We start from the raw sequence: 19,116 nt of genomic DNA on the forward strand, positions 1-19,116 counted from the left end.
GGCGAACGCTAGCGAAGGGGTCCGACAAAAACGAGGTTCAGGCGTGGATCACGCGTCCCAGCTCGGCGGGGGTGGCGAGGAGGTCGTGCCGCGGCAGTACCCGGACGGTGTAACCGAGCGAGCCCGCGTACGGCAGCCGGAGCTTCGCCTCGAAGGCACCGATGCCAGCGGGTTCCATTGACACGGTGACGGCTTCGGCCAGGTCATCGGTGTCGCCGACCTTGCCGACCACCGCCTGCACGTCCACTTCGGACGGTTCGAGCCCGGCGAGGTCGATCCGCGCGGTGACCCGCACCTCGGTGCCCACCACGAGCACGTCCGGGGCCTCCACCTGCAGGTCCGTGTCGAAGATGGTCAGCCGCGGCCAGGCGATCTCCACCTTCGTCCGGTATTCGGCCAGCGAGCGCGCCCCGCGGTAACCGTCCGCGATCGCGCCGTGCACCTTCTCCACTGCCGGGCGATAGCCGGTCTCCACGTACTCACGCACCATGCGCGACGCCTGCAGGCGCGGCCCGAGCGTCTCCAGTGTGTGCCAGACGCGGGACAGCCAGCCTTCCGGCGTGCCACCGGGTCCGCGGTCGTAGAACAACGGCACGATCTGCAGTTCCAGCAGGTCGTACAGGGCAGCGGCCTCCAGGTCGTCGCGGCGCAGCGGGTCGAGCACGCCGTCCGCGGTCGGGATCGCCCAGCCGTTGCTGCCGTCGTAGCACTCGTCCCACCAGCCGTCCCTGATCGACAGGTTCAGCCCGCCGTTCAACGCGGACTTCATGCCGGAAGTCCCACAAGCCTCCAGTGGACGTGTCGGATTGTTCAACCAGACGTCACACCCCCGGTAGAGGTACCGCGCCATCGCCATGTCGTAGTCGGGCAGGAAGACGATCCGGTGCCGCACGCGCGCGTCGTCGACGAACCGCACGATCTGCTGGATCAGCGCCTTGCCGCCCTCGTCGGCCGGATGCGACTTCCCGGCGACCACCACCTGCACCGGCCGCTCCTCGTCGAGCAGCAGCGCGCGCAACCGCTCCGGATCCCGCAGCATCAGGGTCAGCCGCTTGTAGGTGGGCACGCGCCTGGCGAAGCCGACGGTCAGCACGTCCGGATCGAAGACGTGCTCGGTCCAGCCGAGTTCGAGCGCCGACGCACCGCGCTGCAGCCACGCCGCGCGCACCCGGCGGCGCACCTCCATCACCAGTTTCTGCCGCAGGTCCCGGCGCAGTGCCCAGAGCTGCTCGTCGCTGACCCGATCGCGGATGCCCGACCAGTTGTCGGAATCGCCGTCGTAACCCCATTCCTCGTGACTGCCGCCGAGCAGCGCGCTCAGCTCACGCGCCACCCAGGTCGGCCCGTGCACGCCGTTGGTCACCGACGAGATCGGCACCTCGCGCTCGTCGAAGCCGGGCCACAACCGCGCGAACATCCGGCGCGAAACCCGGCCGTGCAGCGCGGACACGCCGTTCGACCGCTGCGCCAGCCGCAGGCCCATGTGCGCCATGTTGAACATGCCGGGGTTCTCCTCGGCACCGAGCGCGAGCACGTTGCGCAGGTCCACGTCCGGCACCAGCCTGCCGTCCCCGAAGTAGCGCTGCACCAGGTCGACCGGGAAGCGGTCGATACCGGCCGACACCGGCGTGTGCGAGGTGAACACGGTTCCCGCGCGCACCGCCGACAGGGCCTGGTCGAACGCCAGCCGCCCGGCGCGCATCACCTCGCCGGCGCGTTCGAGGCCGAGGAAGCCGGCGTGCCCCTCGTTGGTGTGGAAGACCTCCGGCTGCGGGTGCCCGGTCAGCGCGCAGTACTGGCGCACCGCCCGCATGCCGCCGATCCCGGCCAGGATCTGCTGGCGGATGCGGTGGTCGGCGTCGCCGCCGTAGAGGCGGTCGGTCACCCCGCGCAGGTCGTCGTCGTTGACGTCGGTGTCGGTGTCCAGCAGCAGCAACGGGATCCGCCCGACACGCGCCTTCCACACCTGCGCCAGCAGCTCGCGGCCACCGGGCATGGCGACCGCGACGTGCATCGGCGTGCCGTCCGCGCCGGTGACCAGTTCCAGCGGCAGGCCGATCGGATCGATCACCGGGTAGTGCTCGACCTGCCAGCCGTCGAGCGAGAGCGCCTGGCGGAAGTAGCCCGCGCGGTAGAGCAGGCCGACGCCGATCATCGGTACCCCGAGATCGGAAGCGGCTTTGAGGTGGTCGGCGGCGAGCACCCCGAGCCCGCCCGAGTAGTTCGGCAGCGCCTCGGTGACCCCGAACTCCATCGAGAAGTAGGCCACCGCCGCGGGCAGCGTGCCCTCGCCCTCGCGCGAACGGCGCTGGTACCACCGCGGCTCGGTCAGGTAGTGCTCGAGGTTTTCGGTGGCCGCGCGGGCCGCGGCGAGGAACTCGTCGTCGAGCGCCAGTTCCTCGAGCCGGGCCGGCGGCAGCGCGGTGAGCAGGCGCAGCGGATCGCGGATCTCGTTGAACAGCTTCGCGTCGATCGAAGCGAACAGGTCGCGGGTAGGCGGGTGCCAGGTCCAGCGCAGGTTGGTGGCCAGCGCGCGGAGCCCGGCCAGCGGCTCCGGCAGACTCGGGCGGACGGTGAACCGGCGGACTGCTCTCATGCCGCGACCCTAGCGTTCCGGCCACGGTCCGGCCGGTAGCCCACTACAGCCGGTCACCTGCCGCACAATGGGGGCATGCGCACGCCCGCGACCCTGATCGCGCTCGCTCTCGCCGTGGTGTCGCTCGCCGCCTGTGGCACGGCCGTGCGCGGTACCGCGGTCCGCAGCCCGGCGGTGCTCGCCGACGACCTCTCCCGCAGCACGAAGAGCGTGGTGGAGCCGGACTTCGTGAACGGAACGGACGGCGGTGCCGTGGACCGCCTCGCCGCCACCTCGATCACCGACATCCAGGCGTTCTGGACGCAGCACTTCCCCGCCGTTTTCGGCGGCCAGTGGGAGGACCTGCGTGGCGGCTTCTATTCGGTCGACACCGCCGACGCCGAGGCCGAACCGCCGCCGTGCACCGAGTCGGCGGCCACCATCAGCGGCAACGCCTACTACTGCTCGAACGGTGACGTGATCGTCTGGGATCGCGCGGCCCTGCTGCCCGTGCTCACCGAACGCTTCGGCGGCGGCAGCGTGGTGCTGGTGCTGGCGCACGAGATGGGGCACGCCGTCCAGCAGCGCACCGGGCTCGGCCGCGGCGGCGACCGGGACAACGCCGCGCTCTACCCCGGCATCGTGATCGAGGCGATGGCCGACTGCTACGCCGGCGCGTTCGTCCGCTGGGTGGTCGACGGCAACGCCGAGCACCTCCGCATCGAGGCCGACGAGCTCGACTCGCTGATGCGCGCGTTGATCACCTTCCGCGACCCGCTGGGCACCTCCCACCGCGAGGCGTCCGCCCACGGTGATGCCTTCGACCGCGTCTCGGCCTTCCAGGACGGCTACGACTCCGGCCTCAAGCTGTGCGCCGACATCAACGCGTCGAACCGCGCCTTCACCCAGCGCGCGTTCACCAGCGCCGAGGACGAGGCCCGCGGCGGCAACCTCCCGCTGCCGGACCTGCTGCCCGCGATCTCCGGCGACCTCGGCGCGTACTTCACCCGCGAGCTGTCCCAGTCGGGGCACGAGTGGTCCCCACCCAGGATCGAGCCGGTGACCACCGATCCGAACTGCACCGGCGGTGAGCAGGGCGCGGTGGCGTTCTGCCCGCAGCAGAACGCGGTCCAGGTGCGCGAGGAGGGCACGCTCGGCGACATCCACACGAACATCGGCGACTTCGGCTCCGGGACCGTGCTGGCCAGCCGGTTCGCCCTGGGCGCGCTCAACGCGGCCGGACGGCCGACCACCGGCGAACCGGCGCAGCGCGGCACGCTCTGCCTGGCCGGCGCCTACACCGGCTCACTGCTCAACCCGCAGGGCGACTTCACCGTCTCCCCCGGTGACCTCGACGAAGCCGTGCAGGTCCTGCTCGGCTACGACTACCCGGCACGCGACGTCGACGGCGGCTCGATCAAATCCGGCTTCGACCGCGTGTCGGCCTTCCGCGGCGGTGTTGTCGGCGGGGCGAAGGCGTGCGATCTGGGGTGATCCTCGCGCGGCCGGAATGCCCGCTTAGTAGGGTGCGCTGTGCCGGACTTGGTTCAGCCCTGGTGAGGGGCCGGAAACGAAACGAGCGACGATGGGTAAGAACTGGGGGCGGGGGGCCCTGCTCGCACTGGCCGCCGTGCTCACGCTGAGCGCGTGCAGCGGCAAGGGCGAAGGCCCCGGCGCTGACGAGAACAAGACCAGCGAAGGCAACGTCGCCGGGCTGCCGGTCACGCACTTCGAGAGCGGCCTGAAGGACGACGCCCCGGCGCCGAACCTCAACGTCAAGAACGCCACCGACAGCGTCGAGGACAAGATCGCCATCGCGTCGATCGCCGACGTCAGCGACTACTGGACCCAGGAGATGCCCGTCCACTTCGGGCAGCAGTTCGAGCCGGTCAAGCAGCTGCAGTCCTACGACCCGACCACCGACCGCGAAGAGGTCTGCGGCGCGTCGCTCAAGGAAGCGGCGATGAACGCGTTCTTCTGCCCGCCGGAGGACCTGGTCGCCTGGGACCGCAAGCAGCTGCTGCCGCTGCTGAACGAAGAGTTCGGCCCGATGGCGATCGTGACCGTGCTCGGCCACGAGTTCGGGCACGCGGTGCAGTACCGCCTCGCCGAGAAGGCCGGGATGACCAAGAACACCTCGACGCTGGTCAAGGAGCAGCAGGCCGACTGCTTCACCGGCGGCTACTTCCGCTGGATGGCCGAGGAGAAGAGCAAGTACTTCCGGGTGTCCACCTCGGAGGGCATCAACCAGGTGCTCGCCTCGCTGTACATGATCCGCGACCAGGCCGGGCAGTCCGCCAAGGACAAGTCCGCGCACGGCACCGCGTTCGACCGGACCTTCGCCTTCCAGCTGGGCTTCGAGAAGGGCGCCAAGGAGTGCGCCGGGATCAACCAGCAGAACGTCGACGCGCGCATCACCGAGCGGCCCTTCGACAAGCAGGACAAGGGCGAGGGCGACACGAAGATCGACATGAAGGCGATCGGCCACCTGCAGGAGAGCCTGGACAAGGCCTTCGGCAACGCGGGCGCGCAGCCGCCGAAGATCGTCGACGAGGGCGGCTCGTGCCCCGGCGGCCCGGCCACCCCGCCCGCGTCCTACTGCCCCGACACGAACACGGTGAGCATCGACCTGCAGGGCCTGAACGCGATCGGCCGCACCGGTGACCGCAAGGCGGAGTTCGAGGGCGAGGACCCGGGTGGCCTCGGTGACTTCGCGGCGTTCGCGGAGGTCGCTTCGCGCTACACGCAGGGCATCCAGAAGGGTGTCGGCGCCTCGATCGACAACGCCAACGCCGGGCTCCGGACCAGTTGCCTGGTCGGCGCCTGGGCCGCGGAGTCGAACAAGCCCGGCGCGAACCTGCGGTTGTCCTCGGGTGACCTCGACGAGGCGATCGCCGAGCTCCTGCAGCCGAAGAGCGTGATCGCCGCCGACGTCAACGGCAAGCAGGTGGAGAACGGGTTCGAGCGCGTCGAGTCGCTGCGGCGCGGTTACCTCGAGGGCTCGGGCGTCTGCACCCAGAACTACGGCTGATCGGGCCTGCAAGAAGGGAGCTTCGCCCGCGGGCGAAGCTCCCTTCTTGTTGCTCGGAATTCCTTGCTCAGTACAGGGCCGAGGCCAGGTTCCGGCGGGCCTTGAGCACCCGCTCGTCACTGGCGTCGAACAGGTCGAACAAGCCGACGAGGTGCTCGCGGACGCGGTTGCGGTCGTCGCCCGCGGTCCGCCGGACCGCGTCGATCAACCGGTTGAACGCCTCGTCGACCTGCATCTGGGCCAGTTCGTAGTCGGCCGCGGCGAGCTGGGCGTCGAGATCGTTCGGGTCCGCGTCCGCCCTGGCCACGGACGAGGGGTCCACCTGGGCGGACCGCTCGGCGAAGGTGACCTGCACCAGCGCCGCCTTGGCCTGCTCGTTGGCTGGCTCGGCGTCGAGAATGCGCTGGTAGGCAGCCTTGGCGGCGGCGAAGTCGCCCCGCTCGAAGGCGTCCTCGGCCTCGGTGAACCGGGGGTCCTCCGGCTCCTCGGCCGGTTCGCCGCCCGCGTCCTGGATGCCGGGGAGCTTGTCCTTGAGCGCGTCGAGCAGCGACTTGAGCCATTCCCGGATCTGCGGTTCCGGCAGCGCGCCGGAGAAGGCGTCGACCGGCTGACCGCCGGCGATCGCCACGATCGTCGGAATGGACTGCACGCCGAACAGCTGCGCGATGCGGGGGTTGGCGTCCACATCGACCTTGGCCAGCACCCAGGCCCCGCCGGACTCGGCGGCCAGCCGCTCCAGCACCGGGCTCAGCTGCTTGCACGGGCCGCACCACTCGGCCCACAGGTCGACCACCACGAGCTGCTTCAGCGACCGCTCCACGACGTCGGCCTGGAAGGTCGCCTCGCTGACCTCGAGCACCGCACCGCCGGACGGCGCGGGCGGGCTGTCCCCACCGGCGGGCGGCGGCGAATTCGGCGCCGGGCGCTGCTGTCGCGCCGCGTCGGCGCGGGCCTTGAGCGCGGAGAGGTCCACCGCGCCGGACAGCGCGGCGGAAAGGGCTGCTGACTTGGCTGCGGATCCGCGTGGATGTGTCACGGTTCCATCCTGGCACGCCTCGGGCCCTGCTTCACCGCAGGTGCTGCTCGAGCCGGTCCACCTTGCCCGCCAGCTCACCGGTGTGGCCGGGCCGGATGTCCGCCTTGAGCACCAGCGACACCCGCGGTGCCTCGGCCTGCACCACCTCGGTCGCTCGCTTCACCACGGCCATCACCTCGTCCCACTCGCCTTCCACCAGGGTGAACATGGCGTTGGTCTCATTCGGCAGGCCGGAGTCGCGGACCACCTGGACCGCCTTCGCCACCGCCTCGGCCACACCGTCCGACTCGCCGAGCGGGGCCACGCTGAACGCGACGATCATGGAATTACCTCCGTAAACGGGTGGGGAACCGGCTGGCTAAGCACCACCCTGCCCCACCGTCGCGGTACCCGCTGGTAACTTCGGCAGCCATGAACAGCCCGCTGCCCTTCGACCCGATCGCCCGCGCCGCGCAGCTGTGGGAAGAGCGCATCGGCGACTCCGGCACGATGGCCGCGGTGACCGGGATCATGCGGGTCCAGCAGATCATCCAGTCCGCTGTGGACGGTGCGCTGAAGCCGCACGGCCTGACCTTCGCCCGCTACGAGGCGCTGGTCCTGCTGACCTTCGCGAAGCGCTCCAGCCTGCCGATGCGGGTGATGGGCGAGCGCCTGCAACTGCACCCGACGAGCGTGACCAACATCGTCGACCGGCTGGAGAAGGACGGGCTGGTCAAGCGGGTACCGCATCCGACCGACCGCCGGACCACGCTGGTCGAGATCACCGACGAGGGCCGCACCCGCCGGGAGCAGGCCACCGAGGCGGTCACCGCGATCGGCTTCGGCCTGAACGGGCTCACCGACCGGCAGACCCAGCAGCTGATCGAGCTGCTCACCAAGGTCCGCAAGGCCACCGGCGACTTCACCGACTGACCGGACAGCAAAACGGGGCCGCCATGGGCGACCCCGTTCTCACTGTGCCGTTGTGCTCACCGCGCCGTGGTTCAGGCGGCGACGGGCTCGGCCTTGTCGGCGAACAGGCCGGTGCCACCGTGCGCGAGCAGCTCGGGGCCGTCCAGCTTGCCGGTGCGCAGCGCCCACTTCTCGAAGGCCCAGGTGGCCAGCGGCGGAATGCTGGAGAGCAGCGCGAGCACCAGGGTGCCCGCCTTCCAGCGCAGCGGCTTGGCCACCAGGAGGGAGGTCAGCACGTAGACCACGAAGACCACGCCGTGCACCATGCCCAGCACCGGCACGCCGCCGTCGCCGGACTCGACGACGTACTTGAAGAACATCCCGATCAGCAAACCAGCCCAGGACAGTGCCTCGGCCACGGCGGCCACGCGGAACAGTACAGCGGCCTTGCTGGACACGACTTCCTCCTATAAGTCGAAAAAACGTCCGTACAACGGGTACGGGCAGGCTTCCTGCCCACGTCAACCGCGTTGTCGGACGATGTGATCCCAGTGTGAGCCGTGATCGCCATCACCGGAACACCGGGGGTGCGTGATCACGCTCACGACCAGCGGGGCGACAACCTTGTCACTCGCCCAGCGCAGGCGGGTATTGACAGTGCGCCATGAGCTGGTGTGCAATCTCCGCCACTATGACAACGTTGTCGTCTCCTGGCCGGGGCAGTGCCCGCCGCGCCACGATGAGCGATGTGGCGAGGCTCGCGGGCGTGAGCATCAAGACCGTGTCACGAGTGGTGAACGACGAACCAGCCGTTCACCCCGACACCGCCGAGCGGGTCATGGCCGCCATCGAACAGCTCGGCTTCCGGCGCAACCTCGGTGCGCGCAACCTCCGCCGCGGCTCGACCACGGGCACGATCGGCCTGATCGTGGAGGACGTCGGGAACCCCTTCTACTCCGAACTCAACCGGGCCGTGGAGCGGATCGCGGGCGCCCACGAGCGCCAGGTGCTGACCGGTTCGTCCGAGGAGAACCGCGAACGGGAGCGCGAGCTGGCGCTCGAGTTCTGCTCCCGCCGGGTCGACGGCCTGCTGATCGTGCCCGCTGGCATGCAGCACGGTTACCTGGTGCCGGAAATGCGCGCGGGCACCCCGGTGGTGTTCATCGACCGGCCGGCCGGCGACATCGTGGCCGACACCGTGCTGGTGGACAACATCGGCGGCACCGTCGAAGCGGTCACGCACCTCGCCGCGCACGGTCACCGCCGCATCGCCTTCCTCGCCGACAGCGCGGGCATCTACACCGCCAGCGAGCGCCTGCGCGGCTTCCGCGAGGGCTGCGCCCGCGCCGGTATCCGCTACGACGAACGCCTGGTCATCATGCGCAAGCCGACCGAGGAGAGCGTCGGCGAGGCGATCCGCACCCTGCTGGCCGGTCCCGAACCGGCCACCGCGGTGGTCGCCGGCAACAACCGCGTCACCGTGCACCTGCTGCGCGCGCTGGCGCACAGCCCGAACCGGCCCGCCTTGGTCGGCTTCGACGACTTCGAACTCGCCGACCTGCTCGACCCACCGGTCAGCGTGATCGCGCACGACGTAAGCGCGCTCGGCGAGGCCGCGGCCAATCTGCTGTTCGCCAGGGTCCAGGGCGAGCAGTCCACCCCGAGAAAGGTAGTTCTCCCCGTGCGTCTTGTAGCCCGCGGTTCCGGCGAGGTGGCACCTCGATGAGCGCTCCGCACGCGCCGCTCCGGCTCCCCGCGAACCAGCCGCCGCAGTTCTACCGTGGTGGCGACGCCATCGCGGAGCTGCGCGGGCTGTCCGCCTCCGCGAGCGACTTCGGCCCCGAGGACTGGGTCGGCTCGATCACCACGATGTACGGGCAGGACACCAACGGCCTGACCAAGCTCGACGACGGCCGCTGGCTGCGCGACGCCGTCCGCGCCGACCCCACCGGCTGGCTCGGCGCGAAGCACGTCGAGGCGTTCTCCGACTCGACCGGCCTGCTGGTCAAGCTGCTCGACGCCGGTCAGCGCCTGCCGGTGCACTTCCACCCGACCGACGCGTTCGCCCGGAAGCACTTCGACTCGCACTTCGGCAAAACCGAGGCGTGGATCGTGGTCGGCACCTACGGCGACGATCCGCGCGTCTACCCCGGCTTCCGCGAGACGCTGAGCCGGAAGACCATCGACGAATGGGTGCGCGAGCAGGACACCCCGTCCATGCTCGACGCGCTGAACAGCGTCCCGGTCACCGCCGGGGACACGGTCTACATCCCCGCCGGACTGCCCCACGCGATCGGTGAGGGCGTCTTCGTGGTCGAACTCCAGCAGCCGACCGACTTCTCGCTGACCATCGAATGGCGCGACTTCCTCGACAGCCCGGAGAAGGGCCATCTCGGCATCGGCTTCGACACCGCGCTGGAAACGCTGGACACCTCCGGCTGGGATCCCGATCGCCTCGAAACCATCATCCGCCGCACCGCCGGCGCGGAAGGGTCTACTGTGGACCTGCTCGCGGACGGCTCCGGCGAGTTCTTCCGCGCCGACCAGCTCCGCCCCGCCGGTCCGCTGGCCCTGGACCCGTCGTTCGCGGTGCTGGTGGTGATGGACGGTGCGGGCACGCTGCGCACCGAACACGGTGACGAACTCACGCTGAGCAGGGGCGAAACCCTCGTGGTGCCGTTCGCCGCCGGCGCGACCGAGCTGTCGGGGGATGTGACGATCATCCGCTGCCGCCCGCCGGCCCCGGAAAGGAGGACCTGATCATGAGCGAACTCCTGCTCGACGCCCAGGACCTGGTCAAGCGCTACGGCTCGGTCGAGGCCCTGCGCGGCGCCTCGTTCCAGGCCCACGCGGGCGAGGTCACCGCGTTGATCGGCGACAACGGCGCGGGCAAGTCCACCCTGGTGAAGTGCCTGTCCGGGGCTGAACAGCCCACCTCGGGCAAGATCGTGCTGGACGGCGAGCAGGTCACCCTGGACTCCCCCACCACCGCGCGTCGGCTCGGCATCGAGACCGTGTACCAGGACCTCGCGGTCGCCCCGGAACTTGACCCGGCGGCGAACCTGTTCCTGGGCCGCGAAATCCATCGCAAGGGCCTGCTGGGCAAGCTCGGCATGCTCGACAAGGCGGAGATGCGCCGGCAGGCGGTGGAGCACTTCCAGCGGCTCGGCGTGAACCTGCAGAGCACGGAGGTGCCGATCGCGGCGCTCTCCGGCGGACAGCGTCAGAGCGTGGCGGTGGTGCGGTCGGTGGTGTGGGCCAGCAAGGTCGTTTTCATGGACGAGCCGACCGCCGCGCTCGGCGTGGTGCAGCGCGAACGGGTCCTCGACGTGATCAAGAAGGTGCGTGACCAGGGCATCGCGGTGGTGTTGATCAGCCACAACATGCCGGAGGTGCTGTCGGTGGCCGACCGGGTCGAGGTGCTGCGCCTCGGCAAGCGGGTCGCCCGTTTCCAGGCCGCGGACACCAAGCTCGAAGACCTCGTCGCCGCGATGACCGGCGCGCTGCCCCAAGAGGAGGCGGCGTGAGCATGACAACCGATCCCGCCAAGTCCACGGTCCAGTCCGAAGTAGACGGAACGGGCGGCTTCGCCAAGCGCCCGCTGGGCACGCGCCTGGTGTCGGCGAACACCTTCTGGATCGCGCTGGTGCTGCTCGCCCTGTGCGTGGTGTTCACCATCGCCGCCCCCGGCGAGTTCGCCACGGTGTTCACCTTCCAGACCCTGCTCATCGAAACCGCGGTGCTCCTGGTGCTTTCGGTGGGCATGACCTTCGTGATCATCACCTCCGGCATCGACCTGTCCGTCGGCTCGGTGCTGATCTTCGCCGGCATGGTGTCCGCGAAGACCATGGAGGCACTCAGCCCCGGCGGCACGGCGACCAACGCCGGCTGGGACGTGATCTCGGTCGGCCTGGTCACCGGCGTTGTGGCGGGCACGCTGTGGGGCCTGATCAACGGCCTGCTGATCGCGGTGGCCAAGATCCCGCCGCTGATCGTCACGCTCGGCACGATGGGCGCCGCACTCGGCGCGGCGTACCTGCTCAACAACGGTTCGGATGTGCGCAGCGTGCCGACCGCGCTCAACAACACGCTGGGCTACGGCACCTGGTTCGGCATCCCGAACCTGGTCCTGGTGGCGGCGGTGATCACGCTCGTCGGCGCCTGGCTGCTGCACACCACGAGGTTCGGCCGCTACACCTACGCGGTCGGCTCCAACGCCGAGGCGGCGCGGCGCTCCGGCATCGGGGTGACCGCGCACCTGCTGAAGGTGTACACGCTCACCGGGTTCCTGGCCGGGGTCGCCGGCTTCATGTCGCTGGCCTACTACGCCTCGACCACGATCTCCGCGCACACCACCGACAACCTCAACGCCATCGCCGCCACGGTGATGGGCGGGACCAGCCTCTTCGGCGGCATCGGCTCGGTGCTCGGCACGGTGATCGGCGTGTTCATCCCGGCGGTGCTGAAGAAGGGCTTCAACATCACCCAGGTCCCGGACTTCTGGCAGATGATCGCGGTCGGCGCGGTGCTGATCGCGGCGGTCTGGTTCGACCAGCGACGCCGGCGGCTGCGCAACAGCCGCTGATCCCCGTTCCCGGCAACAGCACAAAGAGGTGCCCCATGAAGTTCACTCGCAAGACCTTCGTCGCCGCCGGTTCGGCGTTCGCCATCGCCGCACTGGTCACCGCCTGCGGTGGCTCGGGCCAGGTCGGCCAGAGCAACGACTCCGGCGGGCAGCCGGCCCAGAACAACAAGAAGCTGACCCTGATCCCCGGTGTGCAGGCCGAGCCGTTCTACATCTCGATGCAGTGCGGCGCCGAAGCTGAGGCGAAGAAGCTCGGCTACGAGCTGAACACCTCCGCCCCGCAGAAGTTCGACGCCGCGATGCAGACCGAGAAGGTCAACGCGCTCGGCTCCGCCCCACCGGCCGGCCTGCTGATCGCCCCGACCGACGACACCGCGATGCTCGCCCCGATCCAGCAGGTGAAGAACCGCGGCACCAAGATCGTCGAGGTGGACACCGCGCTCAAGGACACCGGCGTGGCCGTCTCGTCGATCTCGTCGAACAACACCGAAGGCGGCAAGCTCGCCGCCCAGACGCTGGCCAAGCTGGTCGGTGACAAGCCGGGCTCGGTGCTGGTGCTCGACACCATCGCGGGTACCTCCACCACCAACGCCAGGGCCAAGGGCTTCGAGGACGAGCTGAAGAACTTCCCGAACCTCAAGTCCGCCGGCGTGCAGTTCACCCAGAACGAGCCGGACCAGGCCGCCTCGAAGGTGACCGCGGCGCTCGCTTCCACCCCCGACCTGGTCGGCATCTTCGCGACCAACCTGAACACCGGCGAAGGCGCCGCCACCGGCCTCCGCAACGCCGGGAAGATCGGCCAGGTCAACCTGGTCGGCTTCGACGCCAGCCCGTCGGAGGTCGAAGGCCTGCGCAAGGGCGAGTACCAGGGCCTGATCGCGCAGGACCCGGCGTCGATCGGCCAGCAGGGCGTGCAGCAGGCCGTCGCGGCGCTGGAGGGCAAGCCGGTGCAGCGCAACATCACCGCCGCGCTGCACTCCATCACCAAGGACAACATGGACGCCAACCAGCAGTACTTCTACAAGCAGCAGTGCTGAGCTGCCCCGGCGGCGGCCCGTCCACAGTGGACGACTGTGGAAGGGCCGCCGTCGGATTCAGCCGAGGTCGGCGAGCCGTTCCGCCAGCCAGACGCGGCCAGCCCGCCAGAGCCCGGCTCCCAGCGAGATCCGCGCCACCCCCAGTTCCGCCAATTCCGCACGCTGTGGCCCACCCGGGAACAACGTGGCGTTCACCGCGGCCGGGCTCACCGCCGCGACAAACGCCCGCAGCACTTCGGCCGACCGCACGTGGATCGGATACACGCAGTCCGCCCCGGCAGCCAGGTACTTCCTCGCCCGCTCGACGGCGTCGTCGAGCACGGCCTTCTCGTCTTCCGCGCCAAGGAACACGTCCACGCGGGCGTTGATCACCAGTCCGTCGCCCGCCGCCTCGCGGACCGCCCCGAGCAGCTCAGCCTGCTCTTCGACCGGCCGCACACCACGACCTGGCTCGGTGTCCTCGAGGTTGCAGCCCACCGCACCGATTTCCCGCAGCCGCCCGGCCAGTTCAGCGGCAGCCAGCCCATACCCGGACTCGGCATCGACGGTGACCGGCACGTCGACCACCCGCGTAATCCTCGCTGCCGCCGCGAACATCTCCGCGACCGGCGCCCCTTGGCCATCCGCGTAACCAAGGGACTCCGCGACCGCCGCCGAACTGGTCGCCACCACCGGAAAGCCCGCCGCCACCACCAGCCGGGCGCTGTCGGCGTCCCAGACGTTCGGCAGCACCAGCGGACGGCCAGGGAGGTGCAGCTCCCGCAGCTTCGCCGCCGTCATCGCGGCAGGGGCTTGTGACTGGTGACGCCGAGCCGGTTCCAGGTGTTGATCACTGCCACCGCCCAGCACACCGCGCGGTACTGGTCCTCGGTCAGCACCTTGGTGGCCTGCTCGTACACGTCGTCGGGCACGTCCTGCCGCTCGGACAGCTTGGTGATCGCGTCGGTCAGCGCGAGCGCCGCGCGTTCCTGCTCGGTGTACAGCTCGGTCTCCCACCAGGCGCCCAGCAGGAAGATGCGTCGTTCGTCCTCACCCAGGTTGCGGGCGTCGCGGCTGTGCAGGTCGAGGCAGTACGCACAGCCGTTCAGCTGCGAGCCGCGGATCTTGACCAGCTCGATCAGCTTCTGGTCCAGGCCCGCGTCCGCGGCCGCCTTCTCCACTTCGGTGTGCAGGGCCAGCAGCGATTTGTAGAGGGTGGTGTTCGCAGACAGTTGGATTCGCTTCGTCACGATCGCAACGCTACCGGCAACTGGTTCACGGCTATGGTCCAGTTCCATGACAGTTCCGTGGTCCAGTTCCCGCGACATTCACCTCGATTGGCAGCCGGGCTCCGGCCAGCGCGGACTGGCCGAAGCGATCCGGCAGGCGATCCGGTCCGGCAGGCTCGAAACCGGGACCGCCCTCCCCTCGACCCGCGCGCTGGCCGCGGACCTCGGTGTCGCCAGGGGCACCGTCACGAAGGCCTACACCCAGCTCGCGGCCGAGGGCTACCTGCGGACCAGCCAGGGAGCGCCGACCAAGGTGGCCGCGATCGCCGCTCCGCAGGCGTCACCGACGCGGCCGAGCAGGGAACCAGCTGACGCCCGCTGGAACCTGCTGCCCGGCCGGCCGGATCTGGCCGCTTTCCCACGCACGGAATGGCTGGCGGCCACCCGGAAGGTGCTGCAGCACGCACCTCCCGACCTGTTCGGACTCACCGACGAGCTTGGTGCGCCCGTGCTGCGCACCGCACTCGCCAGATACCTCGCCCGCAGTCGGGGCGTGGTGGCCGACCCGGACCGGATCCTCGTGTGCGGGGGCTTCGCACAGGCCATCTCGGTGCTCGCCTCGGCCCTGCACCACCAGGGCGTGCACGAGATGGCCTTCGAGGATCCGTCCCTGCACCGCTTCCGCGACCTGGCCAGGGCCGCGGGGCAGCGCATCGTCGGCGTCCCGGTGGACGGGGCCGGCTTCCGGGTGTCCGAACTGGACAGTCCGGTCGCCGTGGTGACGCCCGCCCACCAGTTCCCGCTGGGGGTCACTCTCGCCCCCGAGCGCCGGGCCGAACTCGCCAGGTGGGTGACGAGTTCGGGAGCGTTCGCCGTCGAGGACGACTACGACGGCGAGTTCCGGTTCGACCGGGAACCGGTGGGCGCCCTGCAGTCGCTCGCTCCCGAGCGCTTCATCTACGCGGGCACGGCGAGCAAGACCCTGGCGCCCGCGCTGCGCCTGGGCTGGCTCGTGCTCCCTCGTGCCCTGGTCGAACCGGTCCGGGCCGCGGTGGCCGAACGCGGTTCCCGGCCACCCGCGCTCAGCCAGCACGTCCTCGCCGAGATGCTCGAATCCGGCAAGTACGACCAGCACGTGCGCCGCCGTCGTGCGGTCTACCGCAACCGCCGGGACCGGCTGCTGTCCCGGCTGCCGCGGCAACTGCACCCATCGGGGATCTCCGCGGGACTGCACCTGCTTGTCCCGCTGCCCGCTACCGGGCCAAGTGAGGCGGAAGTGCTCGACCACGCACGACGGCATTCGCTCGCGCTCGAAACACTCCGCGACACCTGGATCTCCCCTGGCCCTCACGCGCAAGGCATCATCGTCGGCTATGCCGCGCCGGCCGATCACGCCTTCGCCCCGGCCATCGACGCCCTGATGGCCACGCTCCGAGACGCCGGTGTCAGGTCATCGGGACGCTGACCCTTTCACCCGTTCACAATGACCTCGCCTGCCGCCAGCCCTCGATCTTCTGCTCGACGGCCGCCACCATGCCATCGAAGATCGATTCACCCACCAGCAGCCGCAGCGGCGGGTGCTCAGTGCCGACCACCTTCAGCACCGCCGCCGCGACTTCGGCCGGGTCTCCTTCCACGAAGTCGCCGTGATCGGCCGCCAGTTCCTCGCGCACGACGTCATACGCGGGATTGGCGACGGCGAGCTTCATGCTGGAGCCGCCCCAGTCGGTCGCATAGCCGCCCGGTTCGACCAGAGTGACGTGGATGCCGAACCGGCCGACCTCGTGGGCCAGCGCCTCGCTCATTCCTTCCAGGGCGAACTTGCTCGCCGCGTACAGACCCGCGGTGCCGAAGGTGGCCACCCCACCGACACTGGAGATCTGCACTATGTGCCCCGAGCCCTGGGCACGTAGTTGCGGAAGCACGGCCTGAGTCACCCAGAGCGCACCGAAGAAGTTGGTGTCCAGCTGCGCGCGGGCCTCCTCCTCGGTGATCTCCTCGACCGCGCCGAGCAGGCCGTAGCCCGCGTTGTTGACCACGACGTCGAGCCTGCCGAACGCCGCGATCGCCTTGCCCACCGTGTCGAAGACCGCCGTCCGGTCGTCGACGTCGAGTGGCAGCACGACGAGCCGTCCCTGGTGTGCCGCGACCAGGTCGTCCAATGCGGACGGCCGTCGCGCGGTGCCGACCACCTTGTCCCCGGCCGCGAGAGCGGCCAGCACGAACTCACGGCCGAAGCCCCGGCCAGCGCCGGTGATGAACCAGACGCGTGGTGAATCCGCTCGGGTCATGTTCTCCTCCTCGTTGCGAGACGAGACGTCTCGTTGCCTGACCATCGTGACCGAGAAAATCGAAGATGTCAAGACGAGACGTCTCGACTCGTCTTGTGCTATGGTTGCGCCATGAGCGAGGCACGGGGCCCGGATCCCACGCGCCGCAGTGAACGTTCGCGGAAGGCGATCCTGTCCGCCGCGATGGAACTGATGACCGAGAGCGGATACGCGAAAACCTCGATCGAGGCGATCGCCGCGCGGGCAGGCGTCGGCAAGCAGACCATCTACCGCTGGTGGCCGTCGAAGGCGGCGGTGATCTTCGACGCGCTGCTCGACCTGACGGAAGGACAGCAGGGGTTCGGTCTGCTCGAGACCGGCGATCTGAAGGAAGACCTGAAGCACGCTCTGCGGGCCACCGCGGAGGAACTGGCAGATCCGAAGTTCGACGTCTCGTTCCGGGCACTGGCGATCGAGATCCAGTACGACCCGAAGCTGGCGGGCCACTGGCGGGAGAAGATGCTCGGTCCCGCGTTGGAGGCCACCAAGGAAAGGCTGCGCAGTGCCCAGCGCAGCGGTGAGATCGACGACGAGCTCGACCTCGACGTGGCGGTGGAGATGCTCTACGGGCCGCTCTACCACCGCTGGTTGCTGCAGACCGCGCCGGTGACCACCCAGCACGCGGATGCCGTGGTCGACCTGGCCATGCGAGCGATGAGCCGATAGCTCCGCTGTCGGCGAACTCGTCCTCGGACACGAAGAACGCTGCCTAGGGTCGGGCGGCATGGAGATGATCGAGGTCGTCCCGAACCTGTACCTGCTCCGGTTCGCGGTCGGCCAGGCCTACCTGTGGCGGGATGCCGACGAGCTGACACTGGTGGACGCCGGCTGGGCCGGCGACGGAACGAAGATCGCCGAAGCGATCCTGGGACTCGGGCTCGACCGGGAAAACCTGGTTCGCATCGTGCTGACGCACTTTCACGAGGACCACGCCGGAGGAGCCGCCGAACTCCGGGCGTGGGCAGACGCGCCGGTGTTCGCCCACCGGCTGGACGCGCCGGTGATCCGCGGCGAGGTGCCACCACCGGAGCCGCGGCTCGCCGACTGGGAACGACCGTTGTACGAGCAAGTGGCCAGCGGCAAGCTGGTCGGCCCACCGACGCCGGTGGACCACGAGTTGGAACACGACGACGTGATCGAATTCGGCGGTGGTGCCCGGGTGCTGTCCATACCCGGGCACACGGACGGGAGCATCGCCCTGCACCTGCCGCGCCAGGGCGTGCTCTTCACCGGAGACACGATCGCCGAGCACGAAGGCCAGGTCATTCCCGGCGTGTTCAACCTGGATGTGGAACGAGTCCACCGCTCGTTCCGGGAACTGGCCGCACTGGATGTGGAAGTGGCATGTTTCGGCCACGGTGGTCCGTTGGCCGCGGACGCCGGCCGGATTCTGCGCAGGTCAGCCGAAGCCCTCGGCTGAACCGAACGGAAGCAAGTTCACCGACAGGAAGGAGGTGTCAGGCGCGGAGATCGTCGATCAGGCGCTCGGCAGCCGCGTAGGGATCCAGCTCGCGACCGGCGACAGCGTCGGCCAGCTCGGCGAGCCGGTCACCGCCGCGTAGGTCGACCAGCTCGGCGCGGAGCCGTTGCAGGGCGATCGCTTCGATTTCGCCTGCGGCACGGGTTGCCCGTCGACGGGTGAGTTCGCCCTCGGCGGTGAGCCAGTCGTGATGCTCGTCGAGTACCTTGAGCACGTCTTCGGCGCCTTCGTCACGGGAGGCGACGGTGCGCACGATGGGCTGGCGCCAGCTGGGGCCGCGCATTTCACGGCGGCCCATCGCGATCATCTGCTTGAGCTCGCGCACGGTCGCGTCGGCGCCTTCGCGGTCCGCCTTGTTCACCACGAAGACGTCCGCGATTTCGAGCACGCCCGCCTTCGCCGCTTGGATGCCGTCGCCCATGCCGGGGGCGAGCAGCACCACGGTGGTGTCGGCCAGCCGGACGACGTCCACTTCGGACTGTCCAACCCCGACTGTCTCGATCAGCACGATGTCGAAGCCCGCGGCGTCGAGCACGCGGACCGCCTGCGGGGTGGCCCAGGCGAGGCCGCCGAGATGGCCTCGGGTGGCCATGGACCGGATGAACACGCCGGTGTCGGTGGCGTGTTCGCTCATCCGCACCCGATCACCGAGCAACGCACCACCGGAAAACGGAGAGGAGGGATCGATCGCCAGCACGCCGACGCGCTTGCCCGCCGCGCGCAGGGCGGTGATCAGCATGGAGGTGGAAGTCGACTTGCCGACCCCGGGCGGGCCGGTGAGCCCGATGAGCCGGGCCCGGCCGGTGTGCGGGGTCAACGCGGCCGCTACCTCGCGCAGCTGCGGATGGGCGTCCTCAACCAGCGAGATCAGCCTCGCGATGGCGCGGGGGACCCCATCCGCAGCCTGGGCGACCAGTTCGCCGACGTCGACCTGAACGGGCAA

At 69.7% G+C, this 19,116-nt stretch carries 19 protein-coding genes; 11 read left to right on the plus strand and 8 right to left on the minus strand.

Features of this window, described 5'->3' with window-relative positions:
* Positions 1-37 precede the first annotated feature (37 nt).
* Positions 38-2,596 carry an alpha-glucan family phosphorylase gene (gene glgP / locus A4R43_RS20660; protein ID WP_113693836.1) on the minus strand — a complete coding sequence of 853 codons (2,559 nt, stop codon included), beginning with the start codon at positions 2,594-2,596 and terminating at the stop codon, positions 38-40.
* A gap of 75 nt (positions 2,597-2,671) precedes the next feature.
* Between glgP and A4R43_RS20665 the strand changes: the two genes are divergently transcribed.
* Together A4R43_RS20665 and A4R43_RS20670 are read left to right on the plus strand one after the other, a co-directional pair.
* Positions 2,672-4,069 carry a neutral zinc metallopeptidase gene (locus tag A4R43_RS20665; protein WP_113693837.1) on the plus strand — a complete coding sequence of 466 codons (1,398 nt, stop codon included), beginning with the start codon at positions 2,672-2,674 and terminating at the stop codon, positions 4,067-4,069.
* 91 nt (positions 4,070-4,160) lie between these two features.
* The gene (locus A4R43_RS20670) at positions 4,161-5,606 is read left to right on the plus strand and encodes a neutral zinc metallopeptidase (RefSeq protein WP_113693838.1); all 1,446 of its coding nucleotides are present in this window, start codon (positions 4,161-4,163) and stop codon (positions 5,604-5,606) included.
* Between the two features lie 67 nt (positions 5,607-5,673).
* Here A4R43_RS20670 and A4R43_RS20675 read toward each other — a convergent pair whose 3' ends face one another.
* Complete coding sequence (locus A4R43_RS20675) at positions 5,674-6,642, minus strand: tetratricopeptide repeat protein (protein ID WP_113693839.1); 969 nt, start codon at positions 6,640-6,642, stop codon at positions 5,674-5,676.
* A 31-nt stretch (positions 6,643-6,673) separates the two neighbouring features.
* Positions 6,674-6,964, minus strand: a complete 291-nt coding sequence (locus tag A4R43_RS20680; protein ID WP_113693840.1) for an MTH1187 family thiamine-binding protein — start codon at positions 6,962-6,964, stop codon at positions 6,674-6,676.
* Between the two features lie 89 nt (positions 6,965-7,053).
* Here A4R43_RS20680 and A4R43_RS20685 point away from each other — a divergent pair, with 89 nt between their 5' ends.
* Entirely contained in the window at positions 7,054-7,554 is a 501-nt protein-coding gene (locus A4R43_RS20685) for a MarR family winged helix-turn-helix transcriptional regulator (protein ID WP_113693841.1), read from the plus strand.
* A gap of 71 nt (positions 7,555-7,625) precedes the next feature.
* On the opposite strand, the gene A4R43_RS20690 is transcribed toward A4R43_RS20685, so the two are convergent.
* Complete coding sequence (locus tag A4R43_RS20690; protein WP_113693842.1) at positions 7,626-7,991, minus strand: DUF3817 domain-containing protein; 366 nt, start codon at positions 7,989-7,991, stop codon at positions 7,626-7,628.
* A 281-nt stretch (positions 7,992-8,272) separates the two neighbouring features.
* On the opposite strand from A4R43_RS20690, the gene A4R43_RS20695 reads away from it, so the two are divergent.
* From A4R43_RS20695 to A4R43_RS20715, 5 genes are read left to right on the plus strand one after another with little or no spacing between them, the layout of a single operon-like run.
* On the plus strand, positions 8,273-9,259 hold the full coding sequence (locus A4R43_RS20695) for a LacI family DNA-binding transcriptional regulator (RefSeq protein ID WP_113693843.1): 987 nt from the start codon (positions 8,273-8,275) through the stop codon (positions 9,257-9,259).
* Entirely contained in the window at positions 9,256-10,293 is a 1,038-nt protein-coding gene (locus tag A4R43_RS20700; protein WP_113693844.1) for a class I mannose-6-phosphate isomerase, read from the plus strand. Before A4R43_RS20695 ends, A4R43_RS20700 begins: the two co-directional genes overlap by 4 nt.
* 2 nt (positions 10,294-10,295) lie before the next feature.
* Entirely contained in the window at positions 10,296-11,060 is a 765-nt protein-coding gene (locus tag A4R43_RS20705) for an ATP-binding cassette domain-containing protein (RefSeq protein WP_113693845.1), read from the plus strand.
* Positions 11,061-11,062: 2 nt separating this feature from the next.
* Entirely contained in the window at positions 11,063-12,118 is a 1,056-nt protein-coding gene (locus A4R43_RS20710; RefSeq protein ID WP_113693846.1) for an ABC transporter permease, read from the plus strand.
* 35 nt (positions 12,119-12,153) lie between these two features.
* The gene (locus tag A4R43_RS20715) at positions 12,154-13,155 is read left to right on the plus strand and encodes an ABC transporter substrate-binding protein (RefSeq protein ID WP_113693847.1); all 1,002 of its coding nucleotides are present in this window, start codon (positions 12,154-12,156) and stop codon (positions 13,153-13,155) included.
* A 57-nt stretch (positions 13,156-13,212) separates the two neighbouring features.
* Here A4R43_RS20715 and A4R43_RS20720 read toward each other — a convergent pair whose 3' ends face one another.
* Together A4R43_RS20720 and A4R43_RS20725 are read right to left on the minus strand one after the other, a co-directional pair.
* Complete coding sequence (locus A4R43_RS20720) at positions 13,213-13,935, minus strand: isocitrate lyase/PEP mutase family protein (protein ID WP_113693848.1); 723 nt, start codon at positions 13,933-13,935, stop codon at positions 13,213-13,215.
* Positions 13,932-14,432: a carboxymuconolactone decarboxylase family protein gene (locus A4R43_RS20725; RefSeq protein WP_113693849.1), complete on the minus strand. Its 501-nt coding sequence runs from the start codon at positions 14,430-14,432 to the stop codon at positions 13,932-13,934. The genes A4R43_RS20720 and A4R43_RS20725 overlap by 4 nt, the downstream gene beginning before the upstream one ends.
* Between A4R43_RS20725 and pdxR the strand changes: the two genes are divergently transcribed.
* Complete coding sequence (pdxR, locus tag A4R43_RS20730) at positions 14,431-15,828, plus strand: MocR-like pyridoxine biosynthesis transcription factor PdxR (protein ID WP_113693850.1); 1,398 nt, start codon at positions 14,431-14,433, stop codon at positions 15,826-15,828. The two genes, A4R43_RS20725 and pdxR, sit on opposite strands and share 2 nt — an antisense overlap.
* A 13-nt stretch (positions 15,829-15,841) precedes the next feature.
* Here the strand turns inward: pdxR and A4R43_RS20735 are convergent, their stop codons facing one another.
* Positions 15,842-16,654 (minus strand): SDR family NAD(P)-dependent oxidoreductase, encoded by an 813-nt coding sequence (locus A4R43_RS20735; RefSeq protein ID WP_113693851.1) that lies wholly within the window; start codon positions 16,652-16,654, stop codon positions 15,842-15,844.
* Positions 16,655-16,765: 111 nt separating this feature from the next.
* On the opposite strand from A4R43_RS20735, the gene A4R43_RS20740 reads away from it, so the two are divergent.
* Positions 16,766-17,359 carry a TetR/AcrR family transcriptional regulator gene (locus tag A4R43_RS20740; protein WP_113693852.1) on the plus strand — a complete coding sequence of 198 codons (594 nt, stop codon included), beginning with the start codon at positions 16,766-16,768 and terminating at the stop codon, positions 17,357-17,359.
* A 58-nt stretch (positions 17,360-17,417) separates the two neighbouring features.
* Positions 17,418-18,113: an MBL fold metallo-hydrolase gene (locus tag A4R43_RS20745; protein ID WP_113693853.1), complete on the plus strand. Its 696-nt coding sequence runs from the start codon at positions 17,418-17,420 to the stop codon at positions 18,111-18,113.
* Between the two features lie 37 nt (positions 18,114-18,150).
* On the opposite strand, the gene meaB is transcribed toward A4R43_RS20745, so the two are convergent.
* On the minus strand, positions 18,151-19,116 hold the full coding sequence (gene meaB / locus A4R43_RS20750; protein ID WP_113693854.1) for a methylmalonyl Co-A mutase-associated GTPase MeaB: 966 nt from the start codon (positions 19,114-19,116) through the stop codon (positions 18,151-18,153).

The sequence above is a fragment of the Amycolatopsis albispora genome (assembly GCF_003312875.1).
In the GTDB taxonomy this organism is placed as follows: domain Bacteria; phylum Actinomycetota; class Actinomycetes; order Mycobacteriales; family Pseudonocardiaceae; genus Amycolatopsis; species Amycolatopsis albispora.